Genomic DNA, 19476 nt, shown 5'->3' with positions numbered 1-19476 from the left:
TCTGGCGAAAGCGCCCATTATTCCCGCTCCTTCCCCTGATGGCAGCGCAGGGCCTCCCCCGCTTGCGCCGTCAGTTGGTCGGCTGGCCGCATTGCCCGCAGAACCGCGCGCCGGCCGGATGGCTGGCGTTGCAGCTCCTGCAGGCCTGCGGCAGCACCGCGCCGCCGCACTGCGGGCAAAAGCGCGAGCTGGAGGCAATCGATGCATGGCAGCCGGGGCAGACCGCCGCCACGGCCGCAGGCGGGTATGCGCCGCCGGCGTGATGCCCGCCGATATTGCCGCCGTGATGGTCGCCGTGATGGCCGCCGCGCGCGTGTTGTCCGAACAGTCTTTGCAAGAGTCCCATGGTGCCTTCCTTCGCACTGCGCGGCTGCGCCGCTGCAGTCGCTCAAAGGTGCATTGGGACACGGCAGCGGTGCGCCGGGTCGTGGATGGCGATCATTTAATGTGGCTGTCATTTCGCGGCAATCCGACGTCTTGTGACGGACAGGCGACATCCTCGCGGGCAGACCCCGTGGCTGCCGCCACGCGGCCGTGATACAAGCTAGCCGTGCCGCCAAGCCAGCCTGCCGTCATGCAGGCGCGCAAGGATTTTTTCGAGGATGGGCCGGGCCGCCGCCTGCGCAATGCAGCGCAGGGCGGGTACCGGCATCACGCGAGGGAGAACCGGTATGTTGATTGGCGTGCCTGCCGAGACCATGGCAGGAGAAACCCGGGTGGCCGCGACCCCCGAGACCGTCAAGAAGCTGCGTGCGCAAGGCCATGTGCTGCGCGTGCAGTCGGGAGCGGGAGTGGCGGCCAGCGTGCCCGATGCCTTGTTCGAGGCAGCGGGCGCCGAGATCGTCGATGCGGCAGGCGCCCTGGGCGCCGATCTTGTGCTCAAGGTGCGCATTCCTTCGGAGGATGAGCTGCCCCTGGTCCGCAAGGGCGCAACGCTGGTCGGCATGCTGGACCCCTTCCAGCCCGCAGGCCTGCAGCGCCTGGCCGATGCGGGCATCACGGCCTATGCGCTGGAGGCGGCTCCGCGCACCACGCGTGCGCAGAGCATGGACGTGCTGTCCAGCCAGGCCAATATCGCCGGCTACAAGGCCGTGATGATCGCGGCCAACCAGTACCAGCGCTTCTTTCCCATGCTGATGACGGCGGCCGGCACGGTGAAGGCCGCGCGCGTCGTGGTGCTGGGCGTGGGCGTGGCCGGCCTGCAGGCCATTGCCACGGCCAAGCGCCTGGGCGCCGTGATCGAGGCCAGCGATGTGCGGCCCAGCGTGCGCGAGCAGGTCGAGTCGCTGGGCGCGAAGTTCATCGACGTGCCCTACGAGACGGCCGAGGAAAAGGAGGCCGCCGAAGGCGTGGGGGGCTACGCCCGCCCCATGCCGCAAAGCTGGCTGGACCGGCAAAAGGCCGAGGTCGCCAAGCGCGTGGCCCAGGCCGACGTGGTCATCACCACGGCGCTGATCCCGGGCCGGCCCGCGCCCGTGCTGGTCACGGCCGAGATGGTGCAGGCCATGAAGCCAGGCGCCGTCATCGTGGACCTGGCGGCCGAGCGCGGCGGCAACTGCCCGCTGACCCAGGCCGGCATGACCGTGGTCACGCATGGCGTGACCATCGTGGGCCTGACCAACCTGGCGGCGCTGGTGGCGGCCGATGCCTCGGCCCTGTATGCACGCAATGTGCTCGATTTTCTCAAGCTCATCATCAACAAGGATGGCGCCCTGCATGTGGACATGGAGGACGACATCGTGGCCGCGTGCCTGATGGCCCATGAAGGCCAACTCGCAGCACAGCGGAGGAAATGACATGGAAGCCGTATCCCCCACCATCATCCATCTCATCATCTTCGTGCTGGCCATCTACGTGGGCTACCACGTGGTGTGGACCGTCACCCCCGCGCTGCACACGCCGCTGATGGCAGTGACCAATGCCATCTCGGCCATCGTCATCGTCGGCGCCATGCTGGCGGCGGCGCTCACGGAAACGGGCCTGGGCAAGACCATGGGCGTGCTGGCCGTGGCGCTGGCCGCGGTCAACGTGTTCGGCGGCTTCCTGGTCACGCGGCGCATGCTGGAGATGTTCCGCAAGAAAGAGCGCAAGAGCGCTCCGGCCAAGGACGGCAAGGATGCCAAGGCGGAGGGCCAGTCATGAGCATGAACCTCGTCACGTTGCTCTACCTGGTGGCCAGCGTCTGCTTCATCCAGGCGCTCAAGGGGCTGTCGCATCCCACCACGTCCATACGGGGCAACCTGTTCGGCATGGCCGGCATGGTGATCGCCGTGCTGACCACGGCGGCGCTCATCGTGCAGCTGGCCGGCGGCAATGCATTGGGGCTGGGCTGGGTGCTGCTGGGCCTGCTGGTCGGCGGCACGGCCGGTGCCGTCATGGCCCAGCGCGTGGAGATGACCAAGATGCCCGAGCTGGTGGCCTTCATGCACAGCATGATCGGCCTGGCGGCGGTGTTCATCGCCGTGGCCGCCGTGGCCGAGCCCTGGGCCTTTGCCATCACGGCCAAGGGCGGCGCCATCCCGGGCGGCAACCGCGTGGAGCTGGCGCTGGGCGCCTTCATCGGCGCCGTGACCTTCACGGGCTCGGTGATCGCCTTCGGCAAGCTCAGCGGCAAGTACAAGTTCCGCCTGTTCCAGGGCGCGCCCGTGCAGTTCAAGGGCCAGCATGCGCTCAACGCCGTGCTGGGGCTGGCAGCAGCCTTCTTCGCCTTCGGCTTCTGGCACAGCCAAAGCTGGATGGACATCGTGCTGGTCATCGCCCTGGGCCTGCTGCTGGGCGTGCTGCTGATCATTCCCATCGGCGGCGCGGACATGCCGGTGGTCGTGTCCATGCTCAACAGCTACTCGGGCTGGGCGGCGGCGGGCATCGGCTTCTCGCTGAACAACAGCATGCTGATCATTGCGGGTTCGCTGGTGGGCAGCTCGGGCGCCATCCTGAGCTACATCATGTGCAAGGCCATGAACCGCTCGTTCTTCAGCGTGATCCTGGGCGGCTTCGGCGGCGAGGCCACCAGCGCGGCCGCAGGCTCCCAGCAGCAGCGCAACGTGAAAAGCGGCAGCGCCGACGATGCGGCCTTCGTCCTGGGCAATGCCGAGACCGTGGTCATCGTGCCCGGCTACGGCCTGGCCGTGGCGCGTGCCCAGCACGCGGTCAAGGAGCTGGCCGACAAGCTCACCGAACGGGGCGTGACCGTGAAGTACGCCATCCACCCGGTGGCCGGCCGCATGCCCGGCCACATGAACGTGCTGCTGGCCGAGGCCGAGGTCCCCTACGACCAGGTCTTCGAGATGGAGGACATCAACAGCGAGTTCGGCCAGGCCGACGTGGCCATCATCCTGGGCGCCAACGACGTGGTGAACCCCGCCGCGCACGTCAAGGGCAGCCCCATCTACGGCATGCCCATCCTGGAGGCCTACAAGGCCAAGACGGTGATCGTCAACAAGCGCTCCATGGCGGCCGGCTATGCGGGCCTGGACAACGAGCTGTTCTACATGGACAAGACCATGATGGTCTTCGGCGATGCCAAGAAGGTGGTGGAGGATATGGGCAAGGCGCTGGAGTGAGGCGTGCGCCCGGGCTGAAGTCCGAGGAGGGCAGGGCCCAAGCCCTGGCCTCCTTGAAAACGATCTTGGGTCAGCCCCCGGACCGGGTCAGCAATTCGTCCAGCGCATCGGCGATGGCTTGGCCTTCATGCTCCAGTGAGGCCACCACTTCACCCAATTGATCCAGGGCGACTGAAACCATGTCCAGGGCATGCAGGACGACCGGCACGCCTTCAATGACAAACACGGGATTCATCCTCGCACCCACGGTTGGAGTGCCGCGCGGCAGCAGATTCTGCCGAACCAGTGGAACCACGACGCGACGGCGGTAGCGGTCAAACAGCGAGGACTGGACCACGACGACGTAGGGAATCGAGTCGCGCAAGGCTCCCTTGTTGCGATGAACGTCGAATTGCGCCACTAGAGCGTCGAGTGCTCGTCTGCGAACGAACCCACCGCGATGTTGACCGCGTTCCAGTCGCTGGCGCAGGCGTCGGCAAGCCGTTGGCGCTCACGCTGTGCGCCCTCCTGCCTGGCAACGTATTCGGCCAGCAGGGATTCCATGGTGGCCGAGAGATTGTCGGTATAGGCCTTGGCCTGCGTCACCAGATCTGCATTGATCGTGAGATGGATTGGCCGCTTGGCGCTGGAGACAGCAATGGATTTCATCTCGGAACCCTCAGATAAAGATCATGCGCACAGTGTCTGTATGAGAGCGCGACGAGTCAAACCGCCGCGACCCAAGGCCCTGCTTGAACGTCTCACAGCTTCATGTCGTAGCCGATGGTCACCGGCGCATGGTCCGAGAACTTCACATCCTTGTAGATGTTCTCGGTGCGGGCCAGCGCGGCGGTAGCGGGGGTGGCCAGGTGGTAGTCCAGGCGCCATCCCACGTTGTTGGCGTAGGCCTGGCCGCGGTTGCTCCACCATGTGTAGCAGGTGTCGGTGGTGTCGGGCTGGAGCAGGCGATAAACGTCCACCAGGCCGCCAGTCGGCTCAGTTTTGTTCAACAATTTTGTCATCCACTCGCGTTCCTCGGGCGTGAAACCGCTGTTTTTCTGGTTGCTGCGCCAGTTCTTGAGGTCGATCTGCTGGTGGGCGATGTTGATGTCGCCGCAGAGGATGAACTCGCGTTCGCCCTTCATGCGCATCAGGTGGGCGTGCATTTCGTCCAGGAAGCGGAACTTGGCCGTCTGGCGCAGTTCGCCGGAGCTGCCGCTGGGAAAGTAGGCGCTGATGATGGACAGCTTGCGCGATGGCGTGTCGAAGCGCGCCTCCACGTAGCGGCCCTCGGCGTCGAATTCGTGCGAGCCGAAGCCGACCACGACGTCGCTGGGCTCGTGGCGGCTGTAGACGCCCACGCCCGAGTAGCCCTTTTTCTCGGCGTAGTGGAAGTGGCCGCGCAGGCCGGCCAGCAGCTCGAAGCGTCCGGTCATGTCGGCGGCCTGGGCCTTGATTTCCTGCACGCAAATACAATCCGGCGCAGTGGCCTCGATCCAGGCTTCGACGCCCTTGGTCGAGGCCGAGCGGATGCCGTTGAGGTTGAGGCTGGTCAATTTGAACAAGGATGAATCCATGGTGGTGAGTAATCTGCAGGCCGATGACGCAGGCCGTCTGGCGCAGGAATTTGTGCAATTCGCCGTTGACGCAGGGGTGCTGCGTTTCGGCGAGTTCAAGACCAAGGCCGGGCGCATGAGCCCGTACTTCTTCAATGCCGGCCTGTTCGATGACGGCGGCAAGATGGGCCGTCTCGCCGAATTCTATGCAAAAGCCATTGCGGCCAGCGGCATCGAGTTCGACATGATCTTCGGCCCGGCCTACAAGGGCATCCCGCTGGCGGCCACCGTGGCGGTGGAGCTGGCCCGCATGGGCATCAACAAGCCCTTTGCGTACAACCGCAAGGAAGCCAAGGACCACGGCGAGGGCGGCACCCTGGTGGGCGCGCCCCTCAAGGGCCGCGTGCTGATCGTGGACGACGTGATGAGCGCCGGCACGGCCGCGCGCGAGTCCATCGCCATCATCCGCGCCGCCGGTGCCACGCCGCATGCCGTGGCCATCGCGCTGGACCGCCAGGAAATGGCCACGGAAAATGGCCAGGACGTGCCCCACAGCGCCGTGCAGTACGTGCGCAACCAGCTGGGCATGCAGGTCTGCACTATTGCAAAACTGGCAGACTTATTGCTTTATCTTGAGATTCAAGGTGGCAGCGCAGGCAGCGGCCACCATGAGCGCGTGCTGGCCTACCGCCAGCGTTATGGAGTCAACGACAAGGGGTGAGCGGTTGATGAAGCGGGCGATGCATGCACGATCCTTGCTGTGTGCCATGGGCTTGGCCACGCTGGGCTGCGCCGTGCTCGCCCAGGATGTGCCCCTGGGGCCGGGCATCTATTCATGCACCGACGCCCGTGGCCGCCGCCTGACGGCCGACCGCCCGATTGCCGAATGCGTGGACCGCGACCAGCGCGTGCTGGGCAACTCCGGCGTGGAGCTGCGCCGCGTGGGCCCCACGCTGACCGACAACGAACGCGCCGAGCTGGACGCCCAGCGCCGCCGCGACCAGGCAGAGCAGCGCCGCATGCGCGAGGAGCGCTCGCGCGACAAGGCGTTGATCACGCGCTACCCCAACCAGGCCGCCCACGATGCCGAGCGTGCCGAGGCCATCTCCCAGGTCGATCAGGTCATCTCCGTGGCGCGCCAGCGCCAGCAGGAACTGCAGACGCGGCGCACGGCCCTGAATGCCGAGATGGAGTTCTACAGGAAAGACCCCGCCAAGGCGCCGGCATCGCTGCGCCGCCAGCTCGACGAGAACACGGCCTCGCAGGAGGAGCAGCAGCGCTTCGTCCAGCAGCAGGACCAGGAAAAGCGCCGCATCCAGGAGCGCTTCGATGCCGAGCTGCAGCAGCTGCGCCAGCTGTGGGCTGCGAGCGCACGCCGCTGAGGCAGGCCCAACGCCGCGCCCGCCGCCGCGTTCTTTCTCCTTCCTGCCCCTCCTTTCCTTCCTCCTTCTCGTTGCACGCTTGCTGAGTCGAATTCGTCCTGCATGCGGCGCCCGCATGCAGGGCTAGGCTTTGCGCATCGAGTCTGCGGGCTGACATCAAGGGAGGCAGCATGACGGTGTGGCGTTGGTTGATGGCCTTGCTGCTGTGGGCAGCCGGGGCCTGGCTGTCCTGGGGCGGCGCCCAGCTCCTGCTGGCCGGCGGCAGCGGCTACTACGTGATCGCCGGCCTGCTGCTGCTGGTGGTGGGGTGGGGCGTGGCGCGCCGTTCGGCCATGGCGCTGTGGCTGTTTGCGCTGTGGCTGCTGGGCACCGCGCTGTGGGCGGTCTGGGAGATAGGGCTGGACTGGTGGCCGCTGGCGGGGCGCCTGGGGCTGCCCTGGTTGATGGGCCTCCTGCTGGTGCTGCCCTGGTCGGTGCGTGCGCTGCGCCATGAGCCCGACATGGGCCAGAACCGGGGTCTGGCCCCGGCCCATGCGGCGCTGGCGCTGGTGGTGCTGGGCACGGCCATTCTTGCGGGCCTGTCCTTCGGCCGTCAGCGCGATGCCCATGAAACCCAGGGCCAGTTTGCGGGCGCGGCCGCCGCCGCGTCGGACCTGCCGGCCGACGGCCAGGTCACGGCCGTGCAGAACATGTCCATGGTGGCCTCCGATGCCGGCGGCCTGCGCAGCCCGCCGGTGCTGCAGGGCGATGCCACCGATGCCGTGCCCGATGGTGAATGGCATGCCTATGGCCGCACCGGAGCGGGCCAGCGCTATTCGCCGCTGCGCCAGATCGGCCCGCACAACGTGCGGCTGCTGCAATTGGCCTGGGAGTTCCGCACGGGCGATGTGCGCGGCAAGCCCGGCGATCCCGAAGAAACCACGTTCGAGGTCACGCCGCTGAAGATCGGCGAGCGCCTGTTCCTGTGCACGCCCCACCAGTCGGTGATTGCGCTCGATGCCACCACGGGCAAGCAGCTGTGGCGGCGCGACCTGCCCATGCCCAAGGGGCTGGCGCTGCAGCACCTGACCTGCCGGGGCCTGTCCTACCAGTCGGCGCAGGCGGCCGCGCAGTTCGATGCGGCGGCAGGGCAGACGCATTCGGCGGTGGCGCCGGCTGCAAGGAAGGCCGGCGCACAGGCGGCACAGGCGGTACAGGCGGTACAGGCTGATCCGGCTTCCTCGGTCTCCCCGGCCCCTTCCTCCGATGATGGCCGCTGTACCGCCAAGCTGTTCATGGCCACGGCCGACGGCAAGGTGGTCGCCCTCAATCCCGCCGACGGCCAGACCTGCGGCAACGTGGCGGGCGGCCAGGGCCAGATCGATCTCTGGCAGGGCATGCCCGAGCGCAAGCCGGGCTCGTACTACTCGACCTCGCCGGTGGTGGTGGCGCGCGACCGCATCATCGTGGGCGGCACGGTGCTGGACAACCATTCCACGCGCGAGCCCTCGGGCGTGATCCGCGCCTTCGACATCCGCTCGGGCGCGCTGCTGTGGGCCTGGGACCCGGGCCGGCCAGGCAACAGCACGCCGCTGCCCCCGGGGCAGACCTATGTGCCCAGCTCGCCCAACAGCTGGTCCATCTCCAGCGTGGACGAGACGCTGGGCCTCGTCTTCGTGCCCATGGGCAATGCGCCGCCCGACCAATGGGGCGGGCGGCGCAGCGCCGAGGCCGAGCAGTATTCGTCCTCCGTGGTAGCGCTGGACATCGCCACGGGCGCCGTGCGCTGGGTGTTCCAGACCGTGCACCACGATCTCTGGGACTACGACGTACCCTCGCAGCCCAGCCTGATCGACCTGGAGATCGGCGGCCACAGCGTGCCCGCCCTGGTGCAGCCCACCAAGCAGGGCGAGCTGTTCGTGCTGGACCGGCGCACGGGCCAGCCGCTGCTACCCGTTACCGAGGTGGCTGCGCCGCAGGGCTCGGCACGCGGCGACCGCACGGCGCCCACGCAGCCGCATTCGCAGCTGAGCTTCAATCCCCCGGCCCTGACCGAACGCGACATGTGGGGTGCCACGCCCTTCGAGCAGCTGTGGTGCCGGCTGGCCTTCCACCGGCTGCGCTACGAGGGGCGCTTCACGCCGCCCTCGGAGCAGGGCTCGCTGATCTATCCGGGCAACTTCGGCGTCTTCAACTGGGGTGGCGTGGCCGTGGATCCGCGCCGGCAGGTGGTGTTTGCCACGCCCACGCGGCTGGCCTTCGTCTCCACCCTGGTGCCGCGTGCGGACGATACCTCGCTGCTGGTGCAGGATGGCGGCCCGCCCAAGGACGGCCTGCCCGCGCTCAACGAAAATTTCGGCGCACCGTTTGCGGTGCGGCTCAAGCCCTTTGTCTCGCCGCTGGGCATTCCCTGCCAGGCGCCGCCCTGGGGCTTTGTGGCGGGCGCCGACCTGCGCACGGGCCAGATCGTCTGGCAGCGCCGCAACGGCACGCCGCGCGACCTGAGCCCGCTGCCGCTGGGCTTTCGCATGGGCGTGCCCGGCATTGGCGGCCCGGTGGTGACCGCTGGCGGCGTGGCCTTCTACTCGGGGGCACTGGACAACTATGTACGCGCCTACGACGTGGACAGCGGCCGCCAGCTCTGGCAGGACCGCCTGCCCGCAGGCGGCCAGGCCACGCCCATGACCTACCTGGGCACGGACCAGCGCCAGTACCTGGTGGTGGTGGCGGGTGGCCATGGTTCGACCGGCACCAAGGCTGGCGACAGCGTGCGTGCCTATGTGCTGCCCAAGGAGGTGGCGGCGCCCTGAGCGCTCAGCGCCGTGGGGGTCTGCGCCGGCTCATGCCGATCCGGCCCGGCCCAGCATGCGCAGCACGCGCGTGACCAGCAGCGCGGCCACCCAGGCCAGTCCGCCGATCAGCAGCGGCAGACGCAGCAGCGCGCCTTGCTGGGCGAACAGCATCAGCGCGTCGGCCTTCCACAGCACGGCATAGCCCGTGTACAGGCCGTAGGCCAGCCAGGCCAGGGCGCCCAGGGCGAACAGGGCCGCCATGCGCCGGGCGCTGCGGCCATCGCGCGAATCCGCGGGCAGGGCGCGCGTGCCGTGCCAGACCCAGCCGATGGAGGCGAGCACCAGCAAGGCACTGGCTGCCACGGACAGCTGCAGCCAGGTATGGGGGGAGAGTGAGGACATCAAAAGAAAACCGCGCGCCGGCAAAGTGCCGGCCGCAGCGAGTGTAGCGGCGCAGTGCCCTGCGTGGTTTCGGTGCTCAGGCCGGTTGCCAGACGGTGGCGCCGTGGCCCTGGCCGCCGCTGCCGGGGACGGAATGGATGCCCAGCACGGCTGCATGGCGCTGCAGCAGGGCGTCGAACTGCTCGATGCTTTCCGCCGTGGCCGGGGCGTCGTCGTATTCGCTGGCCACCTGGTCCGTGGTGAAGGAGCTGGCGCCGAACTTCTGGACGATGTTGCGCAGCTTGTCGAGGTTGGGGCTGGAGGATGGTGTCATGGCAACTCCTTGGGGTCATGGACGCCTGCTGCGCCGCAGGCCTGTGGGCCAGTGTAGCCCCGGGGCCTGGAGCGGCCATCCGGGGCATCCCCGCAAAGCGGCGTAGGACTTGGAACCCGCCGTCAGCCGCCCGTGGCCACGGGGCCGGCGCTCAGCACTTCGGCCAGCGGCTTGCGCGGCGTGGGCACCTCGCGCTCGCGCAGATCGTCGGGCAGGGTGGCCGCATCGCCGCGCCAGCCCACGGCGATCACCACCTCGGGCTCCAGGTGCTCGGGCAGGCGCAGCACCTCGCGTGCGGCCTCGGCCGAGAAGCCGCCCATGGCGTGCGTGGCCAGGCCCATGGCGTGGGCCTCCAGCGCCAGGTAGCCCCAGGCGCAGCCCGCGTCGAAGCTGTGCTTGCCGGGCGAGGCCTGGCGGTCGGACATCAGCACGATCAGCGCGCCCGCCTCCAGGCACCAGCGGCGGTTGAACTCGTTGGGGATGGTGCTGAAGGCCTGCCAGTTCGCATCGCCGCGCAGCGCATAGGCAAAGTGCCAGGGCTGCTTGTTGCTGGCCGAAGGCGCCCAGCGCGCGGCGTCGGCCAGCTGCTCGACCTGGGCCTGGCTCAGTGCCTCGGGCCTGAAGGCGCGCGGCGACATGCGGCCCAGGAACTGCGGATGGATGGGGGTGGTGGTGTTGCGTGTCATGCGGATAGGCGGCAAGCAGAAAGGAAAGCGGCAACGATAGCGCAAGGCCTCAGGGCTGGCGCGGTGCCTGGCCATGCTGCTGGCTGATCACGCGCAGGTGGCGCTCCATGCGGATGAAGACCAGCACCATCACCACCAGCACGAGGAATGACATCAGCATGCTCCAGAAGGCCGTCTCCACGGCGCCGAAGCGTTCCTTCCAGGAGCTGCTGCCGTGGCTGTCCTCGCCGCGCAGCGCGCGCGCCGCATTGTCCAGGGACAGCGTGTAGTTCAGCAGCACCGTGGACAGGATCTGCTGGGCCGTCTGCGCCTGCAGCCGCGGCTCCAGCGCGGCATTGCCGAAGACCTGCTCCAGCGCGGCGGGCAGGCCCTGCACATAGGCCGCATAGGCGCCCTTGCCGTGTTCCAGCTCGGCGGCCTGGGCACGCTCGTGGATGGCGGCGGCGGTATCCACGGGATCGACCATCCAGCTGTCTTCCTCGTCGGCGGAGGCGGCTGCGGCAGCCGCTGCATCGGCCGCCGCTGCGTCGGCCGCCGCATCCACGGCACCGGCATCGCCTTCGCGCTGGCCGCGCTCCTGGATGTGGCGCTGCACATCGGCCTCGGACGGCAGGGCGTCGCCTTGCAGCAGCGGGTGCAGCGGTGCCAGGCCCCGGGCCTGGTGGTCCCGCTCTGTGCGCTCGCGCCGCGCAGGATCCTTGTTCACGAAGGCGCGCACCAGGGCGTCGGCCTTCTGGAAGGCGGGGCGCAGCGCCGGATCGGCCAGGCGCTTTTCCATGGCGGGTTCGCCGCCGCCCGCGCCCAGATCGCGGCTGGTTTCGTCCACGACGAACTGCAGGTCGGGCCTGGCGTCCTTCCAGTTCAATTCCTGGGCCACGGCCTGGGGCGCCTCGGCCTTGCCGGGCCTGAAGCTCTCCCAGGTCCACAGTGCCATGCCCACCAGCACGAGCAGGGAGAACACCAGCAGCACCACGCGCACCACCTGCACCAGCAGGTCCTCGATCCTGCGCAGCATGTTTGTAATCATCGGATTCCTCGGTTGGTTCGTAAATCAAGGGCGCGTCCGGCCCGCCTGCAGGCCTGTTCTGTTGCTATTGATTTGAAAGCGCCGGACGCAGACGCGCGAATTCTAGGAAGGCTGCCGCGCACGGGCGCACCGGTTCTCAATGTTTTACATTTCGCGCCAAAGTCGAAGTGTGCATGTGCTCCCGTGGCATGCACCGTCCTGCAATGGGTGTCTGCCGGATGGTGGGATGTTCATGGCCGCAGGGCGCATGGTTCTCCCGCTTGCGGGCGCGCTGGCTTTGGGCCTACCGGCTGTAGCGGCTTCCCGAATCCGCTGTAATGCTCGCTTTGATTTCTGACTGACTAGAGAGGGCTCGCCCATGACCAAAACGTCGCTGGATAAATCGAAGATCAAGTTCCTGCTGCTCGAAGGCATCCATCCTTCCGCACTCGAAGTGCTGCGCAACGCGGGCTACACCAATGTGGAGACCGTGACGGGCGCGCTGGAAGGCGAGGAGCTCAAGCGCAAGATCGCCGACGTGCACTTCGTCGGCATCCGTTCGCGCACGCAGCTGACGGCCGACGTGTTCGCCGCCGCGCAAAAGCTCGTGGCCGTGGGCTGCTTTTGCATCGGCACCAACCAGGTGGACCTGGACGCGGCGCGCGAGCGTGGCGTGGTGGTCTTCAACGCGCCTTACTCCAACACGCGCTCGGTGGCCGAGCTGGTGCTGGCCGAAGCCATCCTGCTGCTGCGCGGCGTGCCCGCCAAGAACGCCTCCGCCCACCGCGGCGGCTGGCTCAAGAGCGCCGAGAACTCCTACGAAATCCGCGGCAAGACGCTGGGCATCGTGGGCTACGGCTCCATCGGCACCCAGCTGTCGGTGATGGCCGAGTCGGTGGGCATGCAGGTGCTCTTCCATGACGTGTCCACCAAGCTGCCGCTGGGCAATGCGCGCCAGGCCGCATCGCTGGCCGATCTGCTGGCCAGCAGCGACATCGTCACCCTGCACGTGCCCGAGCTGCCCTCCACCCAGTGGATGATCGGCGCCAAGGAAATCGCGGCCATGAAGCCCGGCGCCATCCTGATCAATGCCTCGCGTGGCACCGTGGTGGAAATCGAGCCGCTGGCCGAGGCCCTGAAGGCCGGCAAGCTGCTGGGCGCCGCCATCGACGTGTTCCCCACCGAGCCGCGCAGCAACAAGGATGAATTCGTCTCGCCCCTGCGCGGCCTGGACAACGTCATCCTGACCCCGCACGTGGGCGGCTCCACCATGGAGGCCCAGGCCAACATCGGCCTGGAAGTGGCCGAGAAGCTGGTCAAGTACAGCGACAACGGCACCACCACCTCGGCGGTGAACTTCCCCGAAGTGGCCCTGCCCGCCCACCCCGGCCAGAACCGCATCCTGCACGTGCACCACAACCAGCCCGGCGTGCTGTCGGCCATCAACCAGGTGTTTGCCGAGAACGGCATCAACATTGCCGGCCAGTACCTGCGCACCGACGAGAAGGTGGGCTATGTGGTGATCGACCTGGCAGCCCAGTCCTCGGGCCTGGCGGTCGAGAAACTGACCCAGGTTCCCGGCACCATCCGCTGCCGCGTGCTGTTCTGATGGTCAGGTTTCAGGATGCTGCGCTTGGGCGCACTTCCTGAAACTGGCGCATTGCCGGCTCGCCCTATCTGCCCGGCTGCAGCAGAAGCCGCATCAGGTCCGTGCGCGTGATCAGGCCGGTCAGCCGGCCTTCGCGCATCACGGGAATGCAGGGCACGCTGTGCCGGGCCAGGGCGTTGAGCAACTGGCCCACGGGCGTGTCTTCGTCCACGCTGAGTTCAGGCGCATGAACCAGCTGGGGCAGCTCCGACAGGCGGGGCACGGCCCGGCTCTTGCCAGGCAGGCGCTGGCCCAGCCAGTTCAACAAAGAAGGCTTTGCCGCAGATTCGGCCGGGCGCACGGGACTCATCCACAGCCACTCGTACAGCTCGGCACGGGAGACCGTGCCGGCCAGGCCGCCATCGGCGTCCAGCACCGGCAGGCTCTTGGCCGGGTGCGCGCGAAAGCGTGCGTCCACGGCGTGCACGTCGTCGTCCATGGAGCAGCTCACGGGATCGCGCGTCATCAGCTGGGCGCAGCGCACGCCGCCCAGCCGGTGCTCGATGGCGGTTTCCTCGGCGGCGGCCAGCAGCTCGGCCAGGTCATCGGCTTCCAGGTTGTTTTCCTGGCCGAAGCGCAGCAGCAGCCCCTCCAGATCGGCATGGGACAGGCCCAGGCGCGAGGCATGGCGGTGGGCCGCATCGGCGGGCGCGGCCTTGGGCGCCGTGTCGGCATGGTGGGGATAGCGCCGGCCCGTGGCGCGGTGGAGCGCCGTGGCCGCCAGGACCAGCGCCAGCGTCAGCGCGCCCACGGGCACGAAGGGCAGCATCCAGCCGGCGGCCAGCGAGGCCTTGGCGTTGAGCACCGTCAGCAGGGCCATGGCGCCACCCGGCGGGTGCAGCGAGCGCGTCAGCAGCATGCAGCCTATGGCGCCACCCACGGCCAGCGCAGGGGCCAGCTGGGGAGGGCTCCACTGCAGTACGAACAGGGCCCAGAGCGCAGACACCGTATTGCCCACCACGCAGGACCAGGGCTGGGCCAGCGGGCTGGTGGGCACGGCGAACAGCAGCACGGCCGTGGCGCCCAGCGGCGCGAACAGGCGCAGGGGAAGATCCCAGGTGCCCGCATGCGCCAGCCAGACCAGGGCCGTGGCCAGCCCCATGCCCACGATGGAGCCCATGGCCACGCGCCACATGTCCGCAGGCGCGGGGCGCGGCACCACCGGCCCCCATGCTTTTCTGTTCCAGCCCATGGCCTTGTTGTCTTGTTGTCTTTGCCTGCGCGGCCCTGGGGCAGGGCTGCAAAAGCGCGTCATTTTAGGAAGGGACGCCGCTCTTGCTGGCAGCATGGGCTTTGCACCCTTTCGGTGCAGCGCGCCTGCCGGCTCAGTCCACCACGGACTGGTACACGCCCTCGCGCATCACCCAGCGGTAGGGAATGCGCTGAGCCATGGACTGCATCATGAGGATGGCGAACAGGTCCTCCTGCGGATCGATCCAGAAGAAGGTGCCGTAGATGCCGCTCCATGAAAAGTCGCCCACGCTGCCCGGCAGCGGGTTGAGGCCCGGCGCCGTGCGCACCGCAAAGCCCAGGCCGAAGCCCTGGCCCACGTCGGGCGAGGGCAGCTGGGCGCCGAAATACGCCATGTCCGGTCCCATGCGCACGCTGGCGGGCAGGTGGTTGGAGGTCATCAGCTCCACGGTCTTGCGCGAGACCAGGCGCACGCCGTCCAGCGTGCCGCCGTTGCGCCAGAACAGGCACAGCCGCGCGTAGTCGGCCATGGTCGAGACCATGCCACCGCCGCCCGACTCGAACACCATGGCGCGCGTGACCGGGGGGATGGGCGGCATCTGTTTCTGCGGCCCTTCGGGCTGGGGCCGCGCGGCGCGTGCGATCTCGCTGTCGGGCGCATGAAAGCCCGTGTCGGCCATGCCCAGCGGCCCGGTGATGTGCTCGCGCACGAAGGCGGCCAGCGTCTGGCCGCTGACCACCTCGACCACGCGGCCCAGCACGTCGGTGGACATGCCGTATTCCCAGGTCTCGCCGGGCTGGGCCACCAGCGGCAGCTGCGCGAGCCTGGTGATGAACTGCGCATTGGTGAACTTGCCGCTGAACAGGCCCGCATCCAGGTACATCTTCTTGACGGGGTGCTCGGTGCCGGCGAATCCATAGGGAATGCCGGAGGTGTGGCGCAGCAGGTCCTGCAGCGTGATGGAGCGTGCCAGCGGCGCGCGCTCCAGGCCCACGCGCAGCGCGGCCAGCTCGGGCAGGTACTGCTCCACAGGCTCAATGATGGACAGCCGACCCTGCTCGGCCAGCATCATGATGGCCAGCGAGGTGATGGGCTTGCTCATGGAGGCGATGCGGAAGATGGCATCGGGCCGCATGGCCGTGCCGGCCTCGGGGTCCAGCAGGCCGAAGCTCTCCAGATAGGCCAGCTTGCCGCGCCGCGCCACCAGGGCCACGGCGCCCGGGATCTCGCCGGTGTCCACGCCGCGCTGCAGCCGGGCCGACAGGCGCGCCAGGCGCGCGCCGCCCAGACCCACGGCTTCAGGGGAGTCGGCCCAGGGCAGGCCGGGGATGTGCAGGCGGTCGGTGCTGGCGGTCATGCTGTCTCCTCAGGTGCGATGGCAGGGATTCTGGAGACATGCGGGCGCAGGCGCTGTTCGGTGCGGGACAGCCGGCGCGGAGCGTGCACACGAAAAAAAGCCCGCCACGGTGGGCGGGCCTGGTGGGCCGGGTGGACCGGGTGGACCGGGTGGACCGGGCGTGTGGTCAGACCAGCTTGGCCTTGAGCAGCTCGTTGACCTGCGCCGGGTTGGCCTTGCCCTTGGAAGCCTTCATGACCTGGCCGACCAGGGCGTTGAAGGCCTTGTCCTTGCCTGCGCGGTACTGCTCCACGTTGGCCGGATTGGCGGCGATCACCTCGTCGATGATCTTCTCCAGCGCGCCCGTGTCGTTCATCTGCTTGAGGCCCTTGGCCTCGATGATGGCGTCCACGTCCTGGCCCTCACCTGTCCACAGCGCCTCGAACACCTGCTTGGCGGCGTTGTTGGAGATGGTGCCGTCGCCGATGCGCTGGATCAGCGCGGCCAGCTGGGCGCTGGAGACCTTGGCGGCCTCCATGCCGATTTCCTCGGTGTTCAGGCGGCGCGATATCTCGCCCATGATCCAGTTGCTGGCCAGCTTGGGCGCATTGCAGGCTCGGGCCGTGTCCTCGAAGTAGGCGGCCATGGCCTGGCTTTGCGTCAGCGTGGTGGCGTCGTACTCGGGCAGGCCGTATTGCTCGACAAAGCGCGCGGCCATGGCGCGCGGCAGCTCGGGCATGTCGGCCCTGACCTGTTCCACCCACTCGGGCGCGACCACCAGCGGCGGCAGGTCGGGGTCGGGGAAGTAGCGGTAGTCGGCCGCGTCTTCCTTGGTGCGCATGGAGCGCGTCTCCCCCGTGTCGGGGTCGAACAGCACGGTGGCCTGCTGGATGCGGCGGCCGTCCTCGATTTCCTCGATCTGCCAGCGGATCTCGTAGTCGATGGCCAGCTGCATGTTCTTGAAGCTGTTGAGGTTCTTGATCTCGCGGCGCGTGCCCAGCGGCTGGCCGGGCTTGCGCACGGAGACGTTGGCGTCGCAGCGGAAGCTGCCTTCCTGCATGTTGCCGTCGCAGATGCCGATCCAGGTCACGATCTGGTGCAGCGTCTTGGCGTAGGCCACGGCTTCTTCCGTGCTGCGGATGTCGGGCTCGGTCACGATCTCCAGCAGCGGCGTGCCGGCGCGGTTCAGATCGATGCCCGACTGGCCGATGAAGTCCTCGTGCAGCGACTTGCCGGCATCTTCCTCCAGGTGGGCGCGCACCAGGCGGATGGTCTTCTTCTCGTCGCCGAGGAAGAAGGACACCTCGCCGCCCTGGACCACGGGAATCTCGAACTGCGAGATCTGGTAGCCCTTGGGCAGGTCGGGATAGAAGTAGTTCTTGCGCGCGAAGATGCTGCGCGGCGCAATGTGCGAGCCCAGCGCCAGGCCGAGCCGGATGGCGCACTCGACGGCCTTTTTGTTCATCACCGGCAGCGTGCCGGGCAGCGCCATGTCCACGGCGCAGGCCTGGGTGTTGGGCTCGGCGCCGAAGGCGGTGCTGGCGCGGCTGAAGATCTTGGACTGGGTGGCCAGCTGGGCGTGGGTCTCGAAGCCGATGACGACTTCATAGCCCTGGATGAGTTTCGCGGTCATGGGGTCTCAGATGCCCTTCGGAGCTTGAAGGTGGAAATCGGTGGCCTGCTGGAAGCGGTGGGCGGCGTTGAGCAGCTGGCCTTCCTTGAAGTAGTTGCCGATCAGCTGCAGGCCCACGGGCATGCCGGCCTCGCCAAAGCCTGCGGGCACGCTCATGCCGGGCAGGCCGGCCAGCGACGCGGGCAGCGTGAAGATGTCGGCCAGGTAGTTGGCCAGCGGGTCGCTCTTTCCGCCCAGCTGCCAGGCCACGGTGGGCGCGGCGGGGCCGGCGATCACGTCGCACTGCTGGAAGGCGGCCTGGAAGTCGTCGGCGATCATGCGGCGGATCTTCTGCGCCTGCAGGTAGTAGGCGTCGTAGTAGCCCTCGGACAGCACGTAGGCGCCGATCATGATGCGGCGCTTGACCTCGTCGCCGAAGCCTTCGGCGCGGGTCTTCTTGTACATGTCCACCAGGTCCGTGTAGTCCTTGGCGCGGTGGCCGAACTTCACGCCGTCGAAGCGCGACAGGTTGGACGATGCCTCGGCCGGGGCCAGGATGTAGTACACGGGAATCGACAGCTCGGTGCGCGGCAGCGAGATCGGCACCAGGCGGGCGCCCAGCTTCTCGTATTCCTTGAGCGCGCCATCCACGGCGGCGCGCACGTCGGCCGACAGGCCTTCGCCGAAGAACTCGGCGGGGATGCCGATGCGCAGGCCTTCGATGCCGTCGTTCAGGCGGGCCGTGAAGTCCTCGGCGGGCACGTCCAGGCTGGTGGAGTCGCGGTCCAGGTCGGGGCCGCACATCTCGGACAGCAGCAGGGCGCAGTCCTCGGCGCTCTTGCCCATGGGACCGGCCTGGTCCAGGCTGGAGGCGAAGGCGATCATGCCGTAGCGGCTGGCGCGGCCATAGGTGGGCTTGATGCCGGTGATGCCGCAAAACGATGCGGGCTGGCGGATGGAGCCGCCCGTGTCGGTGCCGGTGACGGCGGGCGCCAGGCCGGCGGCCACGGCCACGGCCGAGCCGCCCGAGGAGCCGCCGGGCACGCGGTCCAGGTTCCAGGGATTGCGCACGGGCGCGGGTGCGTCGAAGCCCACGGGCGCGACGGCCGAGTTCTCGTTGGCCGAGCCCATGGCGAATTCGTCGCAGTTGAGCTTGCCCAGCGTCACGGCGCCGGCCTCGGCCAGGCGGGTGACCACGGTGGCGTCGAAGGGCGAGCGGTAGCCGGCCAGCATCTTGCTGGAGGCCGTGGTCGGGAAGTCGCGCGTGACGAAGATGTCCTTGTGCGCAATGGGCACGCCAGCCAGGCGGCCGCCCTTGCCTTGGGCAATCAGGGCGTCGGCAGCGCGGGCCTGGGCCAGGGTGGCCTCTTCGTCGATGCTGACGAAGGCGCCCAGGTTCTGGTGCGCCTGGGCGCGGGCCAGGAAATGCTGGGCGGCTTCGACGGCGCCGAGCTTGCGCTCGCGCAGCAGGGCCGACAGGGCCGACACGCCGAGCGTGTGCAGATCAGTGGTTTGCTGGGTCATGTATGGGATGCGGAAAACGGGGACGGATGCCAGGGGTCAGGAAGCAGGGCGAGCGACGCCCGGCGCTCACTCGATCACCTTGGGGACCAGGAACAGGCCGCGCTCGACGGCCGGGGCGCTGCGCTGATTGGCGTCGCGCTGGTCGGGCTCGCTGGCAATGTCCTCGCGCAGGCGCAGGGCAATGTCCTGGATGGCGGCGACCGGATGTGACAGCGGGCTGACGCCCGAAGTATCCACAGCCTGCATCTTCTCCACGATGCCGAAAAAATCATTGAGCTGGCCTAGCATGCGCTCACTCTCTGCGGAAGAGAGCTCGAGCCGTGCGAGGTTCGCGATGCGTGCGATGTCTTGTGCGTTCAGTGCCATAGGAATTTTGAAGGGGGCAACGGGATGTAAACCCGCATTTCAAGCCCCGGCAGTACAAGTTATTCACAGGGGATACGGTATTATCTCGGCTTTGCCGCAAGACCCTCTCCGAGCTGGTCATTGTGCGAAAAGCCAACCCC

20 protein-coding genes are annotated in these 19476 nt (G+C 68.1%); 7 read left to right on the top strand and 13 right to left on the bottom strand.

Annotation, left to right across the window (positions count from 1 at the left end; translation table 11 throughout):
• Positions 1–70: 70 nt before the first annotated feature.
• Positions 71–346, bottom strand: coding sequence for a zinc ribbon domain-containing protein (locus tag ACF8LI_RS18130; protein ID WP_392413655.1), 276 nt, complete (start codon positions 344–346; stop codon positions 71–73).
• A 325-nt stretch (positions 347–671) separates the two neighbouring features.
• On the opposite strand from ACF8LI_RS18130, the gene ACF8LI_RS18125 reads away from it, so the two are divergent.
• Genes ACF8LI_RS18125 through ACF8LI_RS18115 form a run of 3 tightly spaced genes read left to right on the top strand, consistent with a single transcriptional unit; the run spans position 672 to position 3563 of the window.
• On the top strand, positions 672–1796 hold the full coding sequence (locus tag ACF8LI_RS18125) for a Re/Si-specific NAD(P)(+) transhydrogenase subunit alpha (protein WP_016453602.1): 1125 nt from the start codon (positions 672–674) through the stop codon (positions 1794–1796).
• Between the two features lies 1 nt (position 1797).
• Complete coding sequence (locus tag ACF8LI_RS18120) at positions 1798–2142, top strand: NAD(P) transhydrogenase subunit alpha (protein WP_012202276.1); 345 nt, start codon at positions 1798–1800, stop codon at positions 2140–2142.
• Positions 2139–3563, top strand: a complete 1425-nt coding sequence (locus ACF8LI_RS18115; RefSeq protein ID WP_392413653.1) for an NAD(P)(+) transhydrogenase (Re/Si-specific) subunit beta — start codon at positions 2139–2141, stop codon at positions 3561–3563. The genes ACF8LI_RS18120 and ACF8LI_RS18115 overlap by 4 nt, the downstream gene beginning before the upstream one ends.
• Positions 3564–3633: 70 nt before the next feature.
• Here ACF8LI_RS18115 and ACF8LI_RS18110 read toward each other — a convergent pair whose 3' ends face one another.
• The 3 genes from ACF8LI_RS18110 to ACF8LI_RS18100 all read right to left on the bottom strand — a co-directional run bounded on the left by ACF8LI_RS18110 (position 3634) and on the right by ACF8LI_RS18100 (position 5107).
• Positions 3634–3963 (bottom strand): CcdB family protein, encoded by a 330-nt coding sequence (locus ACF8LI_RS18110; RefSeq protein ID WP_043791081.1) that lies wholly within the window; start codon positions 3961–3963, stop codon positions 3634–3636.
• On the bottom strand, positions 3963–4211 hold the full coding sequence (locus ACF8LI_RS18105; RefSeq protein ID WP_043791083.1) for a type II toxin-antitoxin system CcdA family antitoxin: 249 nt from the start codon (positions 4209–4211) through the stop codon (positions 3963–3965). The genes ACF8LI_RS18110 and ACF8LI_RS18105 overlap by 1 nt, the downstream gene beginning before the upstream one ends.
• 92 nt (positions 4212–4303) lie before the next feature.
• Positions 4304–5107: an exodeoxyribonuclease III gene (locus tag ACF8LI_RS18100; protein WP_392413650.1), complete on the bottom strand. Its 804-nt coding sequence runs from the start codon at positions 5105–5107 to the stop codon at positions 4304–4306.
• A 10-nt stretch (positions 5108–5117) separates the two neighbouring features.
• Between ACF8LI_RS18100 and pyrE the strand changes: the two genes are divergently transcribed.
• From pyrE to ACF8LI_RS18085, 3 genes are all read left to right on the top strand, one after another.
• A complete protein-coding gene (gene pyrE / locus ACF8LI_RS18095) occupies positions 5118–5819 on the top strand; it encodes an orotate phosphoribosyltransferase (protein WP_016453598.1) in 702 nt (233 codons plus the stop codon).
• 46 nt (positions 5820–5865) lie between these two features.
• Positions 5866–6480: a hypothetical protein gene (locus tag ACF8LI_RS18090; protein WP_016453597.1), complete on the top strand. Its 615-nt coding sequence runs from the start codon at positions 5866–5868 to the stop codon at positions 6478–6480.
• Between the two features lie 170 nt (positions 6481–6650).
• A complete protein-coding gene (locus ACF8LI_RS18085; RefSeq protein ID WP_392413648.1) occupies positions 6651–9269 on the top strand; it encodes a membrane-bound PQQ-dependent dehydrogenase, glucose/quinate/shikimate family in 2619 nt (872 codons plus the stop codon).
• A gap of 30 nt (positions 9270–9299) precedes the next feature.
• Here ACF8LI_RS18085 and ACF8LI_RS18080 read toward each other — a convergent pair whose 3' ends face one another.
• The 4 genes from ACF8LI_RS18080 to ACF8LI_RS18065 form a co-directional block, all read right to left on the bottom strand.
• The gene (locus ACF8LI_RS18080; RefSeq protein WP_017404908.1) at positions 9300–9653 is read right to left on the bottom strand and encodes a hypothetical protein; all 354 of its coding nucleotides are present in this window, start codon (positions 9651–9653) and stop codon (positions 9300–9302) included.
• Positions 9654–9729: 76 nt separating this feature from the next.
• Positions 9730–9966 (bottom strand): hypothetical protein, encoded by a 237-nt coding sequence (locus ACF8LI_RS18075; protein ID WP_016448557.1) that lies wholly within the window; start codon positions 9964–9966, stop codon positions 9730–9732.
• Between the two features lie 122 nt (positions 9967–10088).
• Complete coding sequence (locus ACF8LI_RS18070; RefSeq protein WP_017404909.1) at positions 10089–10652, bottom strand: nitroreductase family protein; 564 nt, start codon at positions 10650–10652, stop codon at positions 10089–10091.
• Between the two features lie 49 nt (positions 10653–10701).
• Positions 10702–11679: a hypothetical protein gene (locus ACF8LI_RS18065; protein ID WP_047218829.1), complete on the bottom strand. Its 978-nt coding sequence runs from the start codon at positions 11677–11679 to the stop codon at positions 10702–10704.
• A gap of 358 nt (positions 11680–12037) precedes the next feature.
• Between ACF8LI_RS18065 and serA the strand changes: the two genes are divergently transcribed.
• A complete protein-coding gene (serA, locus tag ACF8LI_RS18060; RefSeq protein WP_016453593.1) occupies positions 12038–13267 on the top strand; it encodes a phosphoglycerate dehydrogenase in 1230 nt (409 codons plus the stop codon).
• A 64-nt stretch (positions 13268–13331) separates the two neighbouring features.
• Here the strand turns inward: serA and ACF8LI_RS18055 are convergent, their stop codons facing one another.
• The 5 genes from ACF8LI_RS18055 to gatC all read right to left on the bottom strand — a co-directional run bounded on the left by ACF8LI_RS18055 (position 13332) and on the right by gatC (position 19336).
• On the bottom strand, positions 13332–14498 hold the full coding sequence (locus ACF8LI_RS18055) for an HPP family protein (RefSeq protein WP_392413645.1): 1167 nt from the start codon (positions 14496–14498) through the stop codon (positions 13332–13334).
• A gap of 133 nt (positions 14499–14631) precedes the next feature.
• Positions 14632–15855, bottom strand: a complete 1224-nt coding sequence (locus tag ACF8LI_RS18050) for a serine hydrolase (RefSeq protein WP_126311660.1) — start codon at positions 15853–15855, stop codon at positions 14632–14634.
• A gap of 166 nt (positions 15856–16021) precedes the next feature.
• On the bottom strand, positions 16022–17467 hold the full coding sequence (gene gatB / locus ACF8LI_RS18045) for an Asp-tRNA(Asn)/Glu-tRNA(Gln) amidotransferase subunit GatB (protein ID WP_392413643.1): 1446 nt from the start codon (positions 17465–17467) through the stop codon (positions 16022–16024).
• Between the two features lie 6 nt (positions 17468–17473).
• Complete coding sequence (gene gatA, locus ACF8LI_RS18040; protein WP_016448551.1) at positions 17474–18970, bottom strand: Asp-tRNA(Asn)/Glu-tRNA(Gln) amidotransferase subunit GatA; 1497 nt, start codon at positions 18968–18970, stop codon at positions 17474–17476.
• 66 nt (positions 18971–19036) lie between these two features.
• Entirely contained in the window at positions 19037–19336 is a 300-nt protein-coding gene (gatC, locus tag ACF8LI_RS18035; RefSeq protein WP_016448550.1) for an Asp-tRNA(Asn)/Glu-tRNA(Gln) amidotransferase subunit GatC, read from the bottom strand.
• Between the last annotated feature and the right edge of the window lie 140 nt (positions 19337–19476).

Source organism: Delftia sp. WSY_12, from assembly GCF_043104645.1.
GTDB lineage: Bacteria > Pseudomonadota > Gammaproteobacteria > Burkholderiales > Burkholderiaceae_C > Comamonas > Comamonas tsuruhatensis.
This window is presented reverse-complemented; position numbering and strand designations above follow the sequence as displayed.

Bases quoted from the DNA above. Each gene is read 5' to 3' on its own strand.
- ACF8LI_RS18070 (WP_017404909.1), bottom strand. From the start codon at position 10,652: ATGACACGCAACACCACCACCCCCATCCATCCGCAGTTCCTGGGCCGC.
- ACF8LI_RS18080 (WP_017404908.1), bottom strand. From the start codon at position 9,653: ATGTCCTCACTCTCCCCCCATACCTGGCTGCAGCTGTCCGTGGCAGCC.
- ACF8LI_RS18125 (WP_016453602.1), top strand. From the start codon at position 672: ATGTTGATTGGCGTGCCTGCCGAGACCATGGCAGGAGAAACCCGGGTG.
- ACF8LI_RS18075 (WP_016448557.1), bottom strand. From the start codon at position 9,966: ATGACACCATCCTCCAGCCCCAACCTCGACAAGCTGCGCAACATCGTC.
- pyrE (WP_016453598.1), top strand. From the start codon at position 5,118: ATGGTGGTGAGTAATCTGCAGGCCGATGACGCAGGCCGTCTGGCGCAG.
- ACF8LI_RS18120 (WP_012202276.1), top strand. From the start codon at position 1,798: ATGGAAGCCGTATCCCCCACCATCATCCATCTCATCATCTTCGTGCTG.
- ACF8LI_RS18085 (WP_392413648.1), top strand. From the start codon at position 6,651: ATGACGGTGTGGCGTTGGTTGATGGCCTTGCTGCTGTGGGCAGCCGGG.
- ACF8LI_RS18050 (WP_126311660.1), bottom strand. From the start codon at position 15,855: ATGACCGCCAGCACCGACCGCCTGCACATCCCCGGCCTGCCCTGGGCC.
- serA (WP_016453593.1), top strand. From the start codon at position 12,038: ATGACCAAAACGTCGCTGGATAAATCGAAGATCAAGTTCCTGCTGCTC.
- ACF8LI_RS18115 (WP_392413653.1), top strand. From the start codon at position 2,139: ATGAGCATGAACCTCGTCACGTTGCTCTACCTGGTGGCCAGCGTCTGC.
- ACF8LI_RS18055 (WP_392413645.1), bottom strand. From the start codon at position 14,498: ATGGGCTGGAACAGAAAAGCATGGGGGCCGGTGGTGCCGCGCCCCGCG.
- ACF8LI_RS18090 (WP_016453597.1), top strand. From the start codon at position 5,866: ATGGGCTTGGCCACGCTGGGCTGCGCCGTGCTCGCCCAGGATGTGCCC.
- ACF8LI_RS18105 (WP_043791083.1), bottom strand. From the start codon at position 4,211: ATGAAATCCATTGCTGTCTCCAGCGCCAAGCGGCCAATCCATCTCACG.
- gatA (WP_016448551.1), bottom strand. From the start codon at position 18,970: ATGACCCAGCAAACCACTGATCTGCACACGCTCGGCGTGTCGGCCCTG.
- gatC (WP_016448550.1), bottom strand. From the start codon at position 19,336: ATGGCACTGAACGCACAAGACATCGCACGCATCGCGAACCTCGCACGG.
- ACF8LI_RS18065 (WP_047218829.1), bottom strand. From the start codon at position 11,679: ATGATTACAAACATGCTGCGCAGGATCGAGGACCTGCTGGTGCAGGTG.
- ACF8LI_RS18130 (WP_392413655.1), bottom strand. From the start codon at position 346: ATGGGACTCTTGCAAAGACTGTTCGGACAACACGCGCGCGGCGGCCAT.
- gatB (WP_392413643.1), bottom strand. From the start codon at position 17,467: ATGACCGCGAAACTCATCCAGGGCTATGAAGTCGTCATCGGCTTCGAG.